The organism is Streptomyces sp. PA03-1a (assembly GCF_033792805.1).
Taxonomy (GTDB): domain Bacteria; phylum Actinomycetota; class Actinomycetes; order Streptomycetales; family Streptomycetaceae; genus Actinacidiphila.
Window position 1 is genome coordinate 43,904 of sequence record NZ_JARAVO010000018.1, and the last position, 18,496, is coordinate 62,399.

The window sequence follows — 18,496 nt, forward strand, 5'->3', positions numbered from 1 at the left end:
GACTCAGGCGGTGATCCCGAGCCTGGCGTCGTACAGCCGGGTCACCGCGTCCTTGTCGCCCTCGGTCTCCACCCGGGCGGAGTCCTGCCGGCCGAAGGCGAACAGCAGCAGCTCGCCGGGCTCCCCGGTGACCGTGACGACCGGGGCGCCGCGGTGCGCCACCGCGGTCTGCCCGTCCGGACGGCGCAGCACCACGCCGACCGGGGCCTTGCGGCCCAGCAGCCGGGCGGAGCGCTCCAGCCGGGACCAGAGCAGTTCGGCGAAGACGGGGTCCAGTTCGCGCGGCGACCAGTCCGGCTGGGCCCGGCGCACGTCCTCGGCGTGGACGAAGAACTCAACGGTGTTGGCCGCCTCGTCGATCTGCTTGAGGGCGAACGGCGACAGCCGCGGCGGCCCGGTGCGGATCAGCCGGATCAGTTCCTGGAAGGGCCGTTCCGCGAACTCCTTGCGCACACGCTCCGACCGGTCCGCGAGGAAGGGGATGACCAGGCCGGCCGAGGCGTCACCGCGGCGCTCCCGCACCACGATGTGGGCGGCGAGGTCGCGGGTGGTCCAGCCCTCGCAGAGGGTTGGCGCCTCGGGTCCGGCACTCTCCAGCAGGTCGGCGAGGAGCAGACGTTCACGCTGGGCATGAGTCGACATGCCGTCAGCCTACGTCCGGCCCCCGCCGGTGGGCAGCAGCTACGGCAGCGGTTTCGTCAGCTTCTTGCCGTCCAGCTTGTTGCTGAGGGTCAGGGAGCAGGAGATGGTGTCCTTGCCCTGCACCTGGTAGCCCGAGAGCTTCGGGTACAGCGCGTAGTAGTAGTACCCGGGGTTGTCCTTGACGTCCTTCAGGCGCTTGGCGGCGTCCGCCTCGCACAGCTTCAGGACCTTGGCCTTGAGCGCGGCCTCGGTGTCGAAGGTGCCCGTGATGGTCTCGTTGGCGATGACCTCGGCGTCGTGCGGGCCGTTGCAGGAGACCGTCGTGACCTCGGTGACGCCGCTGTCCAGGCCCGGATCGTCGAAGCACTGGCCGGGGCTGAGCACGACGTACTTGCGGAAGGTCTCCGAGGGGTCCGGCTCCGTGGACGCGGTCGCCGTGTCCTGCGTGGCGGGGGCCGAGGCCGTGGGGCTGCTGCTCGTGGACCCGGTGGCGCCCTTGTCGTCGTCCTCGCCGCCGCTCAGCGCGATCGCCAGGCCGCCGACGACGACGGCTATCAGGACGACCGCGCCGATGACGATCGCGGCCACCTTCGCGCCGCCACCGCTGCGCGGCGGCTGCGGCGGGGGCGGGTAGCCGTAACCGCCGCCCTGCTGCGCAGGCCCGGGGAACTGCGGCTGGTTCTGGTACGGCGGCTGCGGCTGCGGCTGGTACTGCTGCTGCGGCTGGGGTTGGTACTGCGGCGGGCCGAAACCCCCCGGGGGCGGCCCGAAACCGCCGCCCTGTCCGGGGCGCGGGTCGTCGGGCGGCGACGGCGGAGGAAAACTCATGGACGAAGCATGCCCCATACGGGTGAGCGGGGTGAGGGCAGGAGCCGAAGTCACGCCGCCCGCAGCGGGCAGAATGGGGGTATGGAATCCCCGCTCGACCCAGCCGTCGCCGCCCGTCTCAAGCGCACCGCCGACGGCCTCGTCCCCGCCGTCGCGCAGCAGTACGACACCGGCGAAGTCCTCATGCTCGGATGGATGGACGACGAGGCGCTGCACCGCACCCTCACCACCGGCCGCTGCACCTACTGGAGCCGCAGCCGCCAGGAGTACTGGGTCAAGGGCGACACCTCCGGGCACGTCCAGCACGTGAAGTCCGTGGCCCTGGACTGCGACGGCGACACGATCCTCGTCAAGGTCGACCAGGTCGGCGCGGCCTGCCACACCGGCGACCGCACCTGCTTCGACGCGGGCGAACTGCCGCTGGCCTGAAGCGGCCGCGCCCGGGCACTAGGCTGCGGACCATGACCACGGGCACCGTCACCCCCGACCTCGACACCTTCCGCAAGCTGGCGCAGGACCGCCGTGTCATCCCGGTCAGCAGGAAGCTGCTGGCCGACGGGGACACCCCGGTCGGCCTGTACCGGAAGCTCGCCGCCGAGCGCCCCGGCACCTTCCTGCTGGAGTCCGCGGAGAACGGCCGCTCGTGGTCCCGCTACTCGTTCGTCGGCGTCCGCAGCGCCGCCACCTTGACCGAGCGCGACGGCCGGGCCCACTGGCTCGGCACGCCGCCGGTCGGCGTGCCGGCCGGGGGCGACCCGCTGGAGGCGCTGCGGGCCACGATCGAGGCCCTGCACACCCCGCGCGACCTGCACGACGACGCGGGCCTGCCGCCGTTCACCGGGGGCATGGTCGGCTACCTCGGCTACGACGTCGTGCGCCGCCTGGAGCGCATCGGCGACCACGCCCGCGACGACCTGGGCCTGCCCGAGCTCACGATGCTGCTCACCTCCGACCTGGCGGTGCTCGACCACTGGGACGGCTCGGTGCTGCTGATCGCCAACGCGATCAACCACAACGACCTCGACACCGGCGTCGACGAGGCGTACGCCGAGGCCGTGCGGCGGCTCGACGCCATGACCGAAGACCTGGCCCGTCCCGTGGACTCCGCGCCCGCCGAGCTGCCGCCGTCCCGGCTGCCGGAGGAGGTCACCTCGCGCTTCGGCGGCGCCGCGTACCAGGCCGCGGTGGAGACGGCCAAGGAGTACATCCGGGCCGGCGACGCCTTCCAGGTCGTGCCCTCGCAGCGGTTCGAGACCCCCTGCCCGGCGAGCGCGCTCGACGTCTACCGCGTGCTGCGGGCGACCAACCCCTCCCCCTACATGTACCTGCTGCGCTTCGACGGCTTCGACGTCGTCGGCTCCAGCCCCGAGGCGCTGGTCAAGGTCGAGGACGGCCGGGCCATGGTGCACCCCATCGCGGGCACCCGCCCGCGCGGCGCGACGCCCCAGGAGGACCAGGCGCTCGCCGACGAACTGCTCGCCGACCCCAAGGAGCGCGCTGAGCACCTGATGCTGGTCGACCTGGGCCGCAACGACCTCGGGCGGGTCTGCGAGCCCGGCAGCGTCGAGGTCGTCGACTTCATGTCGATCGAGCGGTACAGCCACGTCATGCACATCGTCTCCACCGTCACCGGCAGCCTCGGCGCCGGCCGCACGGCCTTCGACGTCCTCACCGCCTGCTTCCCCGCGGGCACCCTGTCGGGGGCGCCCAAGCCGCGGGCGATGCAGATCATCGACGAGCTGGAGCCCACCCGGCGCGGGCTGTACGGCGGCGCCGTGGGCTACCTCGACTTCGCCGGGGACTCCGACACCGCCATCGCCATCCGCACCGCGGTGCTGCGCGGCGGGACCGCCTACGTCCAGGCCGGCGCCGGCATCGTCGCCGACTCCGACCCGGTCAGCGAGGACACCGAGTGCCGGAACAAGGCCGCCGCGGTGCTCCGCGCGGTCGACACGGCGGGCCGGATGCGCGGCGGGGCGTGACCGCCACCGGCAGGACCCGCGTGCCGGGGCGCGGCAGCGACGGGGGATAGTGGTCCGGTGAGCAGTTCCGTACCCCAGCCCCGCACCGTCGCAGAACCGTCCGGCGAGCCCGCACCCCGCCGGGCGGCCGGCCGCGGCAGCCTCGTCCTCGCCCTGGCGAGCGGCGTGGCCGGCGCCGCGGTCGTGCTCCTGGCCTCGGGCAAGACCTGGCAGAAGGGCAGCGCCCCGTTCGCCGGCGGCGGGATGCCGGTCAGTGTCTCCGGCCACCAGGTCACCGGGGTGCCGGGCGCGCTCGCGCTGGTGGGACTCGCCGCCCTCGTGGCGGTCTTCGCCGTACGGGGAGCGGCCCGGCTGCTCGTCGGCGGGCTGCTCGCGCTGTGCGGGGCCGGGGCCCTCGCGGCGGCGCTGCTCGCGCTCGGCGACACCGCGGCCCTGGACGCCGCCGCGGCGACCGCCAGCGGCCTCAGCCGTACGACCGTCACCGGGGCCGCCACCAGCGCCTGGCCGGGCGTCTCCGCGGCCGGTGGGGCGCTGCTGCTGTCCGCAGGCGCCGTCGCCCTCCTCCGCGCCCGGACCTGGCCCGGGATGTCGAACCGGTACGACCGCGACACCCCGAAGGCGTCGCAGCCCGCCCGTACCGCCGCACCCGCCGCCGGCGAGGAGCGCCCCGAGGACGTGTGGAAGGCGCTGGACCGCGGCGAGGACCCCACCGAGGCGTCCTGACGCGCCGGGCCACCCCCCGCGCGCGGAGCGTCAGCGGAACGGGGGACAATGGCGCCTGACGCGCGCCATCGCGCGGGCGGAGCAACTGACGACCCTTTTGTAGAACGACTTGGGAGCACTCATGGCGGGCAACAGCCACGGACACACCCCTGCCGCCTGGACCGGCGTGACCATCGCCTTCATCGGCTTCTGCGTCGCGGCTGCCTTCGTCGTCCTGGCGGAGCCGATCGGTATGTTCGCCGGCCTGGCGGTCGCCGCCCTGGGCGGTCTGGTCGGTCTCGGCATGCGCGCCGCGGGCCTCGGCAAGCCGGTGCCGGAGAAGCAGCACGGCTGACCCGGGCACGGACCCCGCAGCCGCCGCCGGCGCATCCGCCGGCGGCGGCTGCGTCCTTTCCGGCCACCCCGGGTGTCCCTGCCGGCCGCGGCGCGGGACAATCACCGCGTGACCGAGACCGCCGCCAGGCCGAAGCCGATTGCCCTCGCCGCCCCGCTGGGCGTGCTCGGCGGTGTCGCCGCCGCCTTCGCGTACGTCGGCACCTTCGACCCGAACGAGGCCGGGCACTACCCGGTCTGCCCCCTGCTGCACTACACGGGCCTGTACTGCCCCGGCTGCGGCGGGCTGCGCAGCGCGTACGCGGTCGTGCACGGCGACTTCGGCACGGCGTTCGGCCTCAACGCGCTGGCCGTGGCGGGCTACCTGCTCTTCGCCGTGGTGTGGACGGTCTGGCTCATCCGGACGCTGCGCGGCCGGCCCTTCCCGCTCGCGCTGCGGGCCGTCCACTGGTGGGCGATCACGGGTGCCGTGCTGCTCTTCACCGTCGTCCGGAACCTTCCGTTCGGGACCGCGCTGGCGCCCTGACCAGCGACGAAGGGACGACCGGACCGTCCGTCCGGTGGGCCCCCGCCCCGCCGGATGCGGGTCCTCCGCCCACCGGCGGTTACCATCGCAGTGCTGGTGGAACATCTCACTGGCTTGATCGTTTCGCTTTCGGAAGGGGTCCTCTCGCGTGAGTGTGCTCGACGAGATCATCGACGGAGTCCGCGAGGACCTCGCCGAGCGGCAGGCCCGGGTCTCCCTCGACGAGCTCAAGGAGCGGGCGGCGAAGGCGCGCGACGCCAAGGACGGCGTGGCGGCCCTGCGCGGCGACAGCGTCAAGGTCATCTGCGAGGTCAAGCGGTCCAGCCCCTCCAAGGGCGCTCTGGCCGCCATCGCCGACCCCGCGGGCCTGGCCGCGGACTACGAGGCGGGCGGCGCCGCCGTCATCTCGGTCCTCACCGAACAGCGCCGCTTCGGCGGCTCGCTGGCCGACCTCGAGGCCGTCCGGGCCAAGGTCGACATCCCCGTGCTCCGCAAGGACTTCATCGTCACCGCCTACCAGCTCTGGGAGGCCCGCGCCTACGGTGCCGACCTGGCGCTGCTGATCGTCGCGGCGCTGGAGCAGGACGCGCTGGTCTCCCTGATCGAGCGGGCCGGGTCCATCGGGCTCACCCCGCTGGTCGAGGTGCACGACGAGGAGGAGGTCGAGCGCGCCGTCGACGCGGGCGCCCGCATCATCGGCGTCAACGCGCGCAACCTCAAGACCCTCGAGGTCGACCGCGGCACCTTCGCCCGCGTCGCCCCGGAGATCCCGGACCACATCGTCAAGGTGGCCGAGTCCGGCGTCCGCGGCCCGCACGACCTCATCGCCTACGCCAACGACGGCGCCGACGCCGTCCTCGTCGGCGAATCGCTGGTGACCGGCCGCGACCCCAAGGCCGCCGTGGCCGACCTCGTGGCCGCCGGCGCGCACCCCGCGCTGCGCCACGGACGGGGCTGACCGGCACCATGACGACCTACGCGCGACTGGCCCGGGGCTGCCGTCCCCGTGGCTGCCGCGCGCCCGCGCGGCGCGTCCTCGGCCGCCGCGTGCGCTACCACATCGGCTGCGAGCCGGGTCAGATCAACGGGCGCCGATGGCGCTGACGGCAGCGCCGTCCTCCTGATGACCGGGGCACGGGCGTGCCCACCGGCGACCGCGCCGGTGAGCGTCCCGCCGTGCTCCCCGGCCGCGGGCGTGCGCATGCCGCCGGCGGCGCCGAACGCGCCGTAACGTGACCATTGGTACGCGAAACCCTGGGGGCTGCCGACGCACGCCCCCGAAGGAGCCGAGAACGTCATGTCCGAAGACTTCTTCATCCCCGACCCCGAGGGCCGGGTGCCCAGTGCCGAGGGCTACTTCGGCCGGTTCGGCGGCAAGTTCATCCCGGAGGCGCTGGTCGCCGCCGTGGACGAGGTCGCCGTGGAGTACGACAAGGCAAAGTCCGATCCGGCCTTCGCCGCGGAACTGAACGACCTGCTGGTGCACTACACCGGCCGGCCGAGCCCGCTCACCGAGGTGCCGCGGTTCGCGGAGCACGCCGGCGGGGCACGGGTCTTCCTCAAGCGGGAGGACCTCAACCACACCGGCTCGCACAAGATCAACAACGTGCTGGGCCAGGCGCTGCTCACCAAGCGCATGGGCAAGACCCGGGTCATCGCCGAGACCGGCGCCGGCCAGCACGGCGTGGCGACGGCCACCGCCTGCGCCCTGTTCGGCCTGGAGTGCACCATCTACATGGGCGAGGTCGACACCGAGCGCCAGGCGCTCAACGTCGCCCGCATGCGCATCCTCGGCGCCGAGGTCATCCCCGTGAAGTCCGGCAGCCGCACGCTGAAGGACGCGATCAACGAGGCGTTCCGCGACTGGGTCGCCAACGTGGACCGCACCCACTACCTCTTCGGCACGGTCGCGGGCCCGCACCCCTTCCCGGCGATGGTGCGCGACTTCCACCGCGTCATCGGCGTCGAGGCCCGCCGCCAGATCCTGGAGCGCGCGGGCCGGCTGCCGGACGTGGTCGCCGCCTGCGTGGGCGGCGGGTCCAACGCGATCGGCCTGTTCCACGCCTTCATCCCGGACGGGTCCGTGCGTCTGGTGGGCCTGGAGGCGGCAGGGCACGGCGTGGACTCCGGCGAGCACGCGGCGACGCTCACCGTCGGCGAGCCCGGCATCCTGCACGGCTCCCGCTCCTACGTCCTGCAGGACGACGAGGGCCAGATCACCGAGCCGTACTCGATCTCGGCCGGCCTGGACTACCCCGGCATCGGCCCCGAGCACGCCTACCTCAAGGAGACCGGCCGCGCCGAGTACCGCCCGGTCACCGACGACGAGGCGATGCAGGCGCTGCGCCTGCTGTCCCGCACCGAGGGCATCATCCCGGCCATCGAGAGCGCCCACGCCCTCGCCGGCGCGCTGGGAGTCGGCCGGGAGCTGGGCGAGGAGGGCCTGGTCCTGGTCAACCTCTCCGGCCGCGGTGACAAGGACATGGACACGGCCGCCCGCTACTTCGGGCTGTACGACGAGTCTGAAGGAGCACAGCGGTGAGCGGGCAGATCGAGCTGCTGGACCGGACCCTGGCCGGTGCCAGGGCCGAGGGGCGCGCCGCCCTGGTGGCCTACCTCCCGGCCGGTTTCCCGACCGTGGAGGGCGGCATCGAGGCGGCGAAGGCGGCCCTGGAGGGCGGTGCCGACGTCGTCGAGATCGGCCTGCCGCACAGCGACCCCGTGCTGGACGGCCCGGTCATCCAGACCGCGGACGACATCGCGCTGCGCGGCGGTGTGCGGATCAAGGACGTGCTGCGCACGGTGCGGGAGGCGCACGCCGCGACCGGGAAGCCGATCCTGGTCATGACGTACTGGAACCCGGTGGACCGCTACGGCACCGAGCGCTTCGCGGCCGAGCTGGCAGAGGCGGGCGGCGCGGGCTGCATCCTGCCGGACCTGCCGGTGGAGGAGTCCGAGGTGTGGCGGAAGGCCGCCGAGCAGCACGGACTGGCCACCGTCTTCGTGGTCGCCCCGAGCAGCCGGGACGAGCGGCTGGCGAAGATCACGGCGGCGGGCTCCGGCTTCGTCTACGCGGCCTCGCTGATGGGCGTCACCGGCACCCGTGAGAGCGTCGGCGCCGAGGCGGCCGACCTGGTGCGGCGCACCCGGGCCCAGACCGAGCTGCCGGTCTGCGTGGGCCTGGGCGTCTCCAACGCCGCCCAGGCGGCCGAGGTGGCGGGTTTCGCGGACGGGGTGATCGTCGGCTCGGCGTTCGTCAAGCGGCTGCTCGACGCGCCGGACCTGGAGCAGGGCCTGGCCGGGGTGCGCGAGCTGGCGGCGGACCTCGCCCAGGGCGTCCGCCGGTAGCGGCGCCTCACTCTTCCGGGCGAAACATGGGCCGGGGGTACGCGCGAGCGTGCCCCCGGTTCGTTGTGCCTGGGTGTGAGCGAGAAGAACCGTGAAGGAAAGCGCAGTGCCCGGGACCGGCTGCAGGAGCAGCGCGCGGAGGACGAGCGCCGGCACAAGCGCAAGAGGACGCTGATCGTCGCGGGCTCCGTGGTGGGGGTCCTGGCCGTCGGCGCCGTCATCGGGATCGTGGTGGCGGGCAGCGGCGGTGGTTCCGGCGCCCCGGCCGTCACCCCGGTGGGCGCGACCGGCAAGGACAAGCTGGCCCTCCCCAACGGCGCGAGCGACGCCCCGTCCACCCTGACCGTGTACGAGGACTTCCGGTGCCCGGCCTGCGCGGCCTACGAGAACGAGCTCCGCGACACCATCCACGCCCTCCAGGACCAGGGCCAGCTCAAGGTCGAGTACCACCTCGTCCGGCTCATCGACGGGAACCTGGGCGGTACCGGATCGCTCAACGCCGCCAACGCCGCGGCCTGCGCGCAGGACGAGGGCAAGTTCCGCGCGTACCACGACGTCCTCTACCGGAACCAGCCGCAGGAGAACGACGACCACTTCGCCGACAAGACCTACCTGCTGGAGCTTGCGGGCAAGGTGCCGGGACTGAAGACCGACGCCTTCACCACCTGCGTGAAGGACGGCACGTACGACGACTGGGTGAACGCCAACAACGAGGCCTTCGGCGCCGCCGGCTTCAACTCCACGCCCACCATCCTGCTCAACGGCGGGGGGAACCTGCTCGCCAAAGGGCAGCCCAACCTGACCGCGGACCGGCTGAAGCAGCTGGTCACCGAGGCCAACAAGGGCAAGAAGCCCGGCACCGCGACGCAGGGCGCCACCCCGCCGAGCGCTTCCGGGTCGCCGGGTGCGCCGGGATCGGCGAGCGGCTCCGCGACCGCGGGAGGCTCTCCCGCGGCCTCGCAGGGCGGCTGAGCTCCCGCCCGTTATCCAGCCGTTGCCGGGCGGGTGCCCGCCGCACCCGCCCGGCACGGTAGCGTCGGCAGTGCCATGGAACTCATCGCCTTCATTCCCAGCCCGTCGCGCGGGGTCATCCACCTCGGCCCCATCCCTCTGCGCGGCTATGCCTTCTGCATCATCATCGGTGTCTTCGTGGCCGTGTGGCTCGGCGGCAGGCGATGGGTCGCCCGCGGCGGACTGAAGACCACGGTCGCCGACATCGCCGTCTGGGCGGTGCCCTTCGGCCTGGTCGGCGGCCGCCTCTACCACGTGATCACCAGTTACGAGCTCTACTTCGGTGAGGGCAAGGACTGGGTCAACGCGTTCAAGATCTGGGAGGGCGGCCTCGGCATCTGGGGCGCCATCGCCCTGGGTGCCCTCGGCGCCTGGATCGGCTGCCGGCGCCGCGGCATCTCGCTGCCCGCGTACGCCGACGCCGTGGCGCCGGGCATCGCCTTCGCACAGGCCATCGGCCGCTGGGGCAACTGGTTCAACCAGGAGCTGTACGGGCGCGCCACCGATGTGCCCTGGGCGCTGAAGATCGACAGCGCCCACCGGCCGGCGGACAGCCTGGACGTCGCGACGTACCACCCGACCTTCCTCTACGAGTCGCTGTGGTGCGTGGGCGTGGCCCTGCTGGTCATCTGGGCCGACCGGCGCTTCCGGCTCGGCCACGGCCGCGCCTTCGCGCTCTACGTCGCGGCGTACACCGTCGGGCGCTTCTGGATCGAGTACCTGCGCGTCGACGACGCCCACCACGTCCTCGGCCTGCGTCTCAACGACTGGACGTCGATCCTGGTCTTCGTCGCCGCCGTGGTCTACATCGTGGTCTCGGCGAGGCTGCGGCCGGGCCGTGAGGAGGTCGTCGAGCCGGCGGCCGTCGCCGCGGCCGAGGCCTCCGCGGAGGGGACGGACCCCGACGCGAAGGCCAAGGACGCCGAGGGCGAGCAGGCGACGGACACGGAAGCGGACGTGGACGCCGAGAAGACCGAAGCCGACGGGGCGGAGCCCGGCCCGGACCGGGACGAGGAGGACGGCGCCGTCCCCGTCGACGCCGAGGCCAAGCCCGCCAAGAACCTCTGACGCGTACGTCGCGCAGCCCGCGGCCGCCGTTCACCACCCTGGTGACGGCGGCCGCGGCGTTTCGTCTCCGGGCGCGTTTTCGCAGGTAAGGCAGGCTTTCCTTGCTGGAAACGCAGGGAATTCGAGCGTACGGTCGAGGCGTTCGAGGGAGGGACGCGGGGATCGCCGCCCCGGGGGAAGGAGCAGATCGACCATGCCGTCAGCCATGGAGGACGAGCGGGTCGCGCCGTACCACGTGGCGCACCACACCCACCGGGACGTCAGCGGCGGCTGGCTTCGTCCGGCCGTGTTCGGGGCGATGGACGGCCTGGTGTCGAACCTCGCGCTCATGACCGGCGTCGCCGGCGGCAACGTCGCCCCCTCGACCATCGTGATCACCGGATTGGCCGGACTCGCGGCGGGCGCCTTCTCGATGGCCGCGGGCGAGTACACCTCCGTCGCCTCCCAGCGGGAGCTGGTCCAGGCAGAGCTGGACGTCGAGCGGCTGGAACTGCGCCGCAACCCCACGGACGAGCTGCGCGAACTGGCCGCGCTGTACGTCGCCCGGGGCGTCGAGCCGGAGCTGGCCGAAGAGGTGGCCCGGCAGATGTCCAGGGACCCGGAGCAGGCCCTGGAGATCCACGCCCGCGAGGAGCTGGGCGTCGACCCGACCGACCTGCCGTCGCCGCTGGTGGCGGCCGGTTCCTCGTTCGTGTCCTTCGGCGTCGGCGCCCTGCTGCCGGTGCTCCCGTACCTGATCGGCGCAACGGTGGTCTGGCCCGCGGTGATCGTCGCGCTGATCGGTCTCTTCCTCTGTGGGGCGGCTGTGGCCCGTGTGACGGCGCGCAGCTGGTGGTTCAGCGGACTTCGGCAGCTCGTCTTGGGCGGAGCCGCCGCCGGGGTTACCTTCGTTCTGGGCGCGCTGTTCGGCACCGCCGTCGGCTGAGCCGGGTGACGGCCACAAGCCACTTGTTACCCGCTCGTTTCAGCGCGACCAACACAGGGCATCAGTCTGTGGCGCCGTGGGCAGTGTCGCCTGCGTCTCACGTGAGCGATGCTGGCCCATACTGCCTGCTCGTAGCGCTGCTTAGTCCACATGATGGAACTGGCTATCCACTTTTCGGCCATCCGGCCATCATGTAACCTGCACGAAATCGCAGAGGGCCAACGTCGTCCCTAGTGCGCATGTCATATGCCAGATGACGACGACGGGAGAGCCGATGCGTTCCGCGTCCACGCACCCCCAGACCGCCGGCTCCGGTTCCGGCCGGTGGTCCCACATGGACGGGCGTCCCGCCCCCCAGGGGATGTACGACCCCCGCAACGAGCACGACGCCTGCGGCGTCGGCTTCGTGGCCACCCTCACCGGCGAGGCGGACCACGCGCTCGTGGAGCAGGCACTGACCGTGCTGCGCAACCTGGAGCACCGCGGGGCCACCGGCTCCGAGCCGGACTCCGGCGACGGCGCGGGCATCCTGATGCAGGTCCCGGACGCGTTCCTGAGGGCGGTCGCCGGTTTCGAGCTGCCCGCCGCCGGCCGGTACGCGGTCGGCACGGCCTTCCTGCCCGTCGAGGACGAGGACCGCCGCAAGGCCGTCGAGTCCATCGAGCGGCTGGCCGCCGAGGAGGGACTGACCGTCCTCGGCTGGCGCGAGGTGCCGATCGGCCCCGACGTCCTCGGCGCCACGGCGCGCTCGACGATGCCGCACTTCTCCCAGCTCTTCGTCTCGGACGCCGAGGACGCGCGGTCCGGGATCGACCTCGACCGCCCCGCCTTCGTGCTGCGCAAGCGCGCCGAGCGCGAGGCGGACGTCTACTTCCCGTCGCTGTCGGCCCGGACGCTCGTCTACAAGGGCATGCTGACCACCGGCCAGCTGGAGCCCTTCTTCCCGGACCTGTCCGACGAGCGCACCGCCACCGCCATCGCCCTGGTGCACTCCCGCTTCTCCACCAACACCTTCCCCAGCTGGCCGCTGGCGCACCCGTACCGCTTCGTCGCCCACAACGGTGAGATCAACACCGTCAAGGGCAACCGCAACTGGATGCGCGCCCGCGAGTCGCAGCTCGCCTCGGGCCACTTCGGCGGCGACCTGGACCGGATCTTCCCGGTCTGCACGCCGGACGCCTCGGACACGGCGACCTTCGACGAGGTGCTGGAGCTGCTCCACCTCGGCGGCCGCTCGCTGCCCCACAGCGTGCTGATGATGATCCCCGAGGCGTGGGAGAACCACGACTCGATGGACCCGGCCCGGCGCGCCTTCTACCAGTACCACTCCACCCTGATCGAGCCCTGGGACGGACCGGCCTGCGTCACCTTCACCGACGGTTCCGTCGTCGGCGCCGTCCTGGACCGCAACGGCCTGCGTCCGGGGCGCTACTGGGTCACCGACGACGGCCTGGTCGTGCTCGCCTCCGAGTCCGGCGTGCTGGACGACATCTCCCCGGACAAGGTGGTCCGCAAGGGCCGGCTGCAGCCCGGGAAGATGTTCCTGGTCGACACGGCCCGGCACCGGATCATCGAGGACGACGAGATCAAGGCCCAGCTCGCCGCCGAGCACCCCTACGCGGAGTGGCTGGAAGCCGGCCTGATCCACCTCAACGACCTGCCCGAGCGCGAGCACATCGTGCACACCCACGCCTCGGTCACCCGCCGCCAGCAGACCTTCGGGTACACCGAGGAGGAGCTGCGGATCATCCTGGCGCCGATGGCGAAGACCGGCGGTGAGCCGCTGGGCTCCATGGGCACCGACTCGCCGATCGCGGCGCTGTCCGAGCGGCCCCGGCTGCTCTTCGACTACTTCACCCAGCTGTTCGCGCAGGTCACCAACCCCCCGCTGGACGCCATCCGGGAGGAGCTGGTCACCTCGCTGATCAGCGCCGTCGGCCCGTCCGGCAACCTGCTGGAGCCGTCGCCGGCGTCCTGTCGCAACATCACCCTGCCCTTCCCGGTGATCGACAACGACGAGTTGGCCAAGCTCATCCACATCAACGCCGACGGCGACATGCCGGGCCTGAAGGCCGCGACGCTGTCGGGCCTGTACCGGGTCTCCGGCGGCGGCGAGGCCCTGGCCGCGCGGCTCACCGAGATCTGCGCCGAGGCCGACGCCGCCATAGAGGACGGCGCCCGGCTGATCGTGCTCTCCGACCGGCACTCGGACGCCGAGCACGCGCCGATCCCGTCGCTGCTGCTCACCTCCGCCGTGCACCACCACCTCATCCGCACCAAGCAGCGCACCCAGGTGGGCCTGCTGGTCGAGGCCGGCGACGTCCGCGAGGTGCACCACGTCGCGCTGCTCATCGGCTACGGTGCCGCGGCGGTCAACCCGTACCTGGCGATGGAGTCGGTCGAGGACCTGCTGCGCGCGGGCACCTTCCTCCAGGGTCTGGAGCCCGAGGCGGCCATCAGGAACCTGATCAAGGCGCTGGGCAAGGGCGTACTGAAGGTGATGTCCAAGATGGGCATCTCCACCGTCGCCTCCTACCGCGGCGCGCAGGTCTTCGAGGCCATCGGCCTGGACAACGACTTCGTCGACACCTACTTCCACGGCACCACGACCAAGCTCGGCGGCGCCGGCATCGACGTGGTCGCCAAGGAGGTCGCCGCCCGGCACGCCAAGGCCTACCCCGCCTCCGGCATCGCCCCGGCGCACCGCCGACTGGAGATCGGCGGCGAGTACCAGTGGCGCCGCGAGGGCGAGCCGCACCTGTTCGACCCGGAGACGGTCTTCCGGCTGCAGCACGCCACCCGCTCGCGCCGCTACGACATCTTCAAGCAGTACACGGACCGGGTGAACGAGCAGTCCGAGCGCCTGATGACGCTCCGCGGCCTGTTCGCCTTCAAGGACGGCGAGCGCGCCCCGATCCCGGTCGACGAGGTCGAGCCGGTCTCCGAGATCGTCAAGCGCTTCTCCACCGGCGCCATGTCGTACGGCTCCATCTCGCGCGAGGCGCACGAGACGCTGGCCATCGCCATGAACCAGCTGGGCGGCAAGTCCAACACCGGCGAGGGCGGCGAGGACCCGGACCGCCTGTACGACCCGGCGCGCCGTTCCGCGATCAAGCAGGTCGCCTCCGGCCGCTTCGGCGTCACCTCGGAGTACCTGGTCAACGCGGACGACATCCAGATCAAGATGGCCCAGGGCGCCAAGCCCGGTGAGGGCGGCCAGCTGCCCGGCCACAAGGTCTACCCGTGGATCGGCAGGACCCGGCACAGCACCCCCGGTGTCGGCCTGATCTCGCCGCCGCCGCACCACGACATCTACTCCATCGAGGACCTGGCGCAGCTGATCCACGACCTCAAGAACGCCAACCCGCAGGCCCGCATCCACGTGAAGCTGGTCTCCGAGGTCGGCGTCGGCACGGTCGCGGCGGGCGTCTCCAAGGCCCACGCCGACGTCGTGCTGATCTCCGGCCACGACGGCGGCACCGGCGCCTCCCCGCTGACCTCCCTGAAGCACGCGGGCGGCCCCTGGGAGCTGGGCCTGGCCGAGACGCAGCAGACGCTGCTGCTCAACGGCCTGCGCGACCGCATCGTCGTCCAGACCGACGGCCAGCTGAAGACCGGCCGCGACGTCGTCATCGCCGCCCTGCTGGGCGCCGAGGAGTTCGGCTTCGCGACCGCCCCGCTGGTGGTCTCCGGCTGCGTGATGATGCGGGTGTGCCACCTGGACACCTGTCCGGTCGGCATCGCCACCCAGAACCCGGTGCTGCGCGACCGCTTCACCGGCAAGGCCGAGTACGTGGTGAACTTCTTCGAGTTCATCGCGCAGGAGGTCCGCGAGCTCCTGGCCGAGCTGGGCTTCCGCTCGATCGAGGAGGCCGTCGGCCACGCCGAGCTGATCGACACCACCGCGGCCGTCACCCACTGGAAGGCGCAGGGCATGGACCTCGCCCCGCTCTTCCACGTGCCCGAGCTGCCCGAGGGCGCGGCCCTGCACCGCACCATCGACCAGGACCACGGCCTGGGCAAGGCGCTCGACAACGAGCTCATCGCACTCGCCAAGGACGCCCTCGACAACGGCGACCCGGTCCGCGCCCAGGTCGCGATCCGCAACGTCAACCGCACGGTCGGCACCATGCTCGGCCACGAGGTGACCAAGAAGTACGGCGGCGCCGGCCTGCCCGACGACACCGTCGACATCACCCTGACCGGCTCCGCGGGCCAGTCCTTCGGCGCCTTCCTCCCCAAGGGCATCACGCTCCGCCTGGAGGGCGACGCCAACGACTACGTCGGCAAGGGCCTGTCCGGCGGCCGGGTGATCGTCCGTCCCGACCGGGGCGCCGACCACCTGGCCGAGTACTCGACCATCGCCGGCAACACCATCGCGTACGGCGCCACCGGAGGTGAGCTCTTCCTGCGCGGCACCACCGGCGAGCGCTTCTGCGTCCGCAACTCCGGCGCCACCGTCGTGTCCGAGGGCGTGGGCGACCACGGCTGCGAGTACATGACCGGTGGCCGGGCACTGGTGCTCGGCCCGACCGGCCGCAACTTCGCGGCCGGCATGTCGGGCGGCATCGCGTACGTCCTCGACCTCGACCCGGACAACGTCAACACCGGCATGGTGAACGTCGAGGAGCTGGACGCCGACGACATCAAGTGGCTGCACGACGTGGTGCGCCGCCACCAGGAGGAGACGGGCTCCACCGTCGCCGAGAAGCTCCTCGCCGACTGGGGCCACACCCTCACCCGCTTCGGCAAGGTCATGCCGCGGGACTACAAGGCAGTGCTCGCCGCCAAGAACGCCGCCGAGCAAGCCGGGCTCTCCGAGTCCGAGACCGTCGCGAAGATGATGGAGGCGGCAAATGGCTGACCCGAAGGGCTTCCTCACCACGCCCCGCGAGACCGCTCCGACCCGTCCGGTCGAGGAGCGCAAGCAGGACTGGAACGAGGTCTACGTTCCCGGCGGCCTGCTGCCGATCATCACCAAGCAGGCCGGACGCTGCATGGACTGCGGCATCCCCTTCTGCCACAACGGCTGTCCGCTGGGGAACCTGATCCCCGAGTGGAACGACTACGCCTACCGTGAGGACTGGAAGGCCGCCAGCGAGCGCCTGCACGCGACCAACAACTTCCCGGAGTTCACCGGTCGCCTCTGCCCGGCCCCCTGCGAGTCCGCCTGTGTGCTCGGCATCAACCAGCCGGCGGTGACCATCAAGAACGTCGAGGTCACCATCATCGACAAGGCCTGGGACAGCGGGGACGTCACCCCGCAGCCCCCGGACCGGCTCTCCGGCAAGACCGTCGCCGTCATCGGCTCCGGCCCGGCGGGCCTGGCCGCCGCCCAGCAGCTGACCCGGGCCGGCCACACCGTCGCGGTGTACGAGCGGGCCGACCGCATCGGCGGTCTGCTGCGGTACGGCATCCCCGAGTTCAAGATGGAGAAGCGGCACATCAACCGCCGCATCGAGCAGATGCGCGCGGAGGGCACCAAGTTCCGCACCGGTGTCGAGGTCGGCCGCGACATGCCGGGCAGCGCACTGCGCAAGCGGTACGACGCCGTGGTGATCGCCGCGGGCGCCACCCAGTGGCGCGACCTGCCCGCCGAGGGACGCGAACTCGGCGGCATCTACCAGGCGATGGAGTACCTGCCGCTGGCCAACAAGGTGCAGGAGGGCGACTTCGTCGCCCCGCCGATCACCGCCGAGGGCAAGCACGTGGTCGTCATCGGCGGTGGCGACACCGGCGCCGACTGCGTCGGCACCGCGCACCGCCAGGGCGCCCGCTCGGTCACCCAGCTGGAGATCATGCCCCGGCCGTCGGAGGACCGCCCGGCGCACCAGCCCTGGCCGACCATGCCGATGACGTACAAGGTCACCTCCGCCCACGAGGAGGGCGGCGAGCGGGTCTACGCCGTCAACACCATGAGGTTCGAGGGCGACGAGGACGGCAACGTCAAGGCGCTGCACCTGGTCGAGGTCGAGTTCCAGGACGGGAAGTTCGTCCCGCAGCCCGGCACCGAGAAGGTGATCCCTGCCGAACTGGTCACCCTCGCCATGGGCTTCACCGGCACCGACCAGCGCAACGGCCTGGTCGAGCAGCTCGGCCTGGAGCTCGACGCCCGCGGCAACATCGCCCGCGACAAGGACTTCACCACCAACGTGGACGGTGTCTTCGTCGCCGGTGACGCGGGCCGCGGCCAGTCGTTGATCGTGTGGGCCATCGCCGAGGGCCGTTCCGCGGCCCGCGCGGTGGACCACTACCTCACCGGCGCGAGCATCCTGCCGGCCCCGATCCGTCCGACGGATCGCCCGCTGACGGTCTGACCCTCCGTCACACCTGAGACGTCCCGTACAAGGGCGTACGGAACGGAACGCGGCGCCTGCCCTCACCCGACCGGGGGCAGGCGCCGCACTGCCATGTCGTGGAACTCCACCAGGGCGTCCTCGGTGTAGGCGCCCACGCCGCCCCGGGTGTAGGGGCGTTCGGCGTCCGCGAACGAGGTCAGGAAGCGCCCGTCGACCGTGATCGTGAGCGTGGCGCCGCGCTGCTCCACCTCGATCCGGTACCAGCGCCCAGTGGGGAACGGCGCCGGACCGGTGGCCAGGAAGCGCTGGCCACCCGGGAACGCCGGGTCGCGCTTGCCCAGCTCCCAGCCGTTCGGCTTGAGGGCGAGGTAGTAGAAGTGCTCCGGGTCGCGGTACGCCCACACCAGCCACGGCACTTCCCACGGGTTGGGCCGGGGGGTGCGCAGCTGACGGAGCGTCCGCGTCCGCGCCCCGTAGGCCATGTCCCCGTACTCCTCGGTGGAGACCACCAGGCCCGCGTGCGTGACGTCCGGGCGGTCGGCCACGCCCGGCGAGAGCAGCAGCGACGTGGCGTCCCCGCGGTTGTCGCCGTAGCCGTCGTACACCGACAGCCAGGGCCCGTGCACCGTGCCGTCCGTCCAGCCGGGCCCGGCGCCGCCGCGCCCCTGGCACGCGTACACCACGCCGCCCACCACCAGCAGCAGGGCGAGCACCAGCCCGGCGGACCGCGGGCCCCTCCGCCGCGGTGGGCGGAGGGGCCGGAGCACGGAGGACCTCAGGACGGTGGTCATGCCGCGGGGGAGGGCTCCGG

17 protein-coding genes are annotated in these 18,496 nt (G+C 72.4%); 14 read left to right on the plus strand and 3 right to left on the minus strand.

Features of this window, described 5'->3' with window-relative positions:
- Nucleotides 1-3: 3 nt before the first annotated feature.
- Both PV341_RS06175 and PV341_RS06180 read right to left on the minus strand, forming a co-directional pair.
- The gene (locus PV341_RS06175) at nucleotides 4-642 is read right to left on the minus strand and encodes a TIGR03085 family protein (RefSeq protein WP_499511315.1); all 639 of its coding nucleotides are present in this window, start codon (nucleotides 640-642) and stop codon (nucleotides 4-6) included.
- A 39-nt stretch (nucleotides 643-681) separates the two neighbouring features.
- Nucleotides 682-1,470, minus strand: a complete 789-nt coding sequence (locus tag PV341_RS06180) for a hypothetical protein (protein ID WP_500356945.1) — start codon at nucleotides 1,468-1,470, stop codon at nucleotides 682-684.
- An 81-nt stretch (nucleotides 1,471-1,551) separates the two neighbouring features.
- On the opposite strand from PV341_RS06180, the gene hisI reads away from it, so the two are divergent.
- From hisI to PV341_RS06250, 14 genes are all read left to right on the plus strand, one after another.
- Complete coding sequence (gene hisI, locus PV341_RS06185) at nucleotides 1,552-1,899, plus strand: phosphoribosyl-AMP cyclohydrolase (protein ID WP_499511313.1); 348 nt, start codon at nucleotides 1,552-1,554, stop codon at nucleotides 1,897-1,899.
- A gap of 32 nt (nucleotides 1,900-1,931) precedes the next feature.
- Entirely contained in the window at nucleotides 1,932-3,452 is a 1,521-nt protein-coding gene (locus PV341_RS06190) for an anthranilate synthase component I (RefSeq protein WP_500330554.1), read from the plus strand.
- Between the two features lie 57 nt (nucleotides 3,453-3,509).
- Nucleotides 3,510-4,175, plus strand: a complete 666-nt coding sequence (locus tag PV341_RS06195; RefSeq protein WP_500356947.1) for a TIGR02234 family membrane protein — start codon at nucleotides 3,510-3,512, stop codon at nucleotides 4,173-4,175.
- A gap of 121 nt (nucleotides 4,176-4,296) precedes the next feature.
- Nucleotides 4,297-4,509 (plus strand): HGxxPAAW family protein, encoded by a 213-nt coding sequence (locus PV341_RS06200; protein WP_500330558.1) that lies wholly within the window; start codon nucleotides 4,297-4,299, stop codon nucleotides 4,507-4,509.
- A gap of 108 nt (nucleotides 4,510-4,617) precedes the next feature.
- Complete coding sequence (locus PV341_RS06205) at nucleotides 4,618-5,034, plus strand: DUF2752 domain-containing protein (RefSeq protein WP_500330560.1); 417 nt, start codon at nucleotides 4,618-4,620, stop codon at nucleotides 5,032-5,034.
- 148 nt (nucleotides 5,035-5,182) lie between these two features.
- Nucleotides 5,183-5,992, plus strand: coding sequence for an indole-3-glycerol phosphate synthase TrpC (gene trpC, locus PV341_RS06210; RefSeq protein WP_500330562.1), 810 nt, complete (start codon nucleotides 5,183-5,185; stop codon nucleotides 5,990-5,992).
- Between the two features lie 8 nt (nucleotides 5,993-6,000).
- Complete coding sequence (trpM, locus tag PV341_RS06215) at nucleotides 6,001-6,138, plus strand: tryptophan biosynthesis modulator TrpM (RefSeq protein WP_431959897.1); 138 nt, start codon at nucleotides 6,001-6,003, stop codon at nucleotides 6,136-6,138.
- A 193-nt stretch (nucleotides 6,139-6,331) separates the two neighbouring features.
- Entirely contained in the window at nucleotides 6,332-7,576 is a 1,245-nt protein-coding gene (gene trpB, locus PV341_RS06220; RefSeq protein ID WP_500330564.1) for a tryptophan synthase subunit beta, read from the plus strand.
- Nucleotides 7,573-8,382, plus strand: a complete 810-nt coding sequence (gene trpA / locus PV341_RS06225) for a tryptophan synthase subunit alpha (protein ID WP_500330566.1) — start codon at nucleotides 7,573-7,575, stop codon at nucleotides 8,380-8,382. Before trpB ends, trpA begins: the two co-directional genes overlap by 4 nt.
- Before the next feature lie 75 nt (nucleotides 8,383-8,457).
- Nucleotides 8,458-9,354, plus strand: a complete 897-nt coding sequence (locus PV341_RS06230; RefSeq protein ID WP_500330567.1) for a DsbA family protein — start codon at nucleotides 8,458-8,460, stop codon at nucleotides 9,352-9,354.
- A 75-nt stretch (nucleotides 9,355-9,429) separates the two neighbouring features.
- The gene (gene lgt, locus PV341_RS06235; RefSeq protein WP_500356949.1) at nucleotides 9,430-10,461 is read left to right on the plus strand and encodes a prolipoprotein diacylglyceryl transferase; all 1,032 of its coding nucleotides are present in this window, start codon (nucleotides 9,430-9,432) and stop codon (nucleotides 10,459-10,461) included.
- A 205-nt stretch (nucleotides 10,462-10,666) separates the two neighbouring features.
- On the plus strand, nucleotides 10,667-11,386 hold the full coding sequence (locus PV341_RS06240) for a VIT1/CCC1 transporter family protein (RefSeq protein ID WP_500330587.1): 720 nt from the start codon (nucleotides 10,667-10,669) through the stop codon (nucleotides 11,384-11,386).
- A 274-nt stretch (nucleotides 11,387-11,660) separates the two neighbouring features.
- Nucleotides 11,661-16,250, plus strand: a complete 4,590-nt coding sequence (gene gltB, locus PV341_RS06245) for a glutamate synthase large subunit (protein WP_500330589.1) — start codon at nucleotides 11,661-11,663, stop codon at nucleotides 16,248-16,250.
- Complete coding sequence (locus tag PV341_RS06250) at nucleotides 16,243-17,703, plus strand: glutamate synthase subunit beta (protein ID WP_500330571.1); 1,461 nt, start codon at nucleotides 16,243-16,245, stop codon at nucleotides 17,701-17,703. Before gltB ends, PV341_RS06250 begins: the two co-directional genes overlap by 8 nt.
- 62 nt (nucleotides 17,704-17,765) lie before the next feature.
- Here PV341_RS06250 and PV341_RS06255 read toward each other — a convergent pair.
- Nucleotides 17,766-18,496: hypothetical protein (locus tag PV341_RS06255; RefSeq protein WP_500356951.1), on the minus strand; the 731-nt coding region annotated here is incomplete at its 5' end.

Coding starts and splice junctions, on each gene's coding strand:
- PV341_RS06175 (WP_499511315.1), bottom strand. CDS start 642: ATGTCGACTCATGCCCAGCGTGAACGTCTGCTCCTCGCCGACCTGCTG.
- PV341_RS06200 (WP_500330558.1), top strand. CDS start 4,297: ATGGCGGGCAACAGCCACGGACACACCCCTGCCGCCTGGACCGGCGTG.
- PV341_RS06190 (WP_500330554.1), top strand. CDS start 1,932: ATGACCACGGGCACCGTCACCCCCGACCTCGACACCTTCCGCAAGCTG.
- gltB (WP_500330589.1), top strand. CDS start 11,661: ATGCGTTCCGCGTCCACGCACCCCCAGACCGCCGGCTCCGGTTCCGGC.
- trpM (WP_431959897.1), top strand. CDS start 6,001: ATGACGACCTACGCGCGACTGGCCCGGGGCTGCCGTCCCCGTGGCTGC.
- lgt (WP_500356949.1), top strand. CDS start 9,430: ATGGAACTCATCGCCTTCATTCCCAGCCCGTCGCGCGGGGTCATCCAC.
- trpB (WP_500330564.1), top strand. CDS start 6,332: ATGTCCGAAGACTTCTTCATCCCCGACCCCGAGGGCCGGGTGCCCAGT.
- PV341_RS06240 (WP_500330587.1), top strand. CDS start 10,667: ATGGAGGACGAGCGGGTCGCGCCGTACCACGTGGCGCACCACACCCAC.
- PV341_RS06180 (WP_500356945.1), bottom strand. CDS start 1,470: ATGAGTTTTCCTCCGCCGTCGCCGCCCGACGACCCGCGCCCCGGACAG.
- PV341_RS06250 (WP_500330571.1), top strand. CDS start 16,243: ATGGCTGACCCGAAGGGCTTCCTCACCACGCCCCGCGAGACCGCTCCG.
- hisI (WP_499511313.1), top strand. CDS start 1,552: ATGGAATCCCCGCTCGACCCAGCCGTCGCCGCCCGTCTCAAGCGCACC.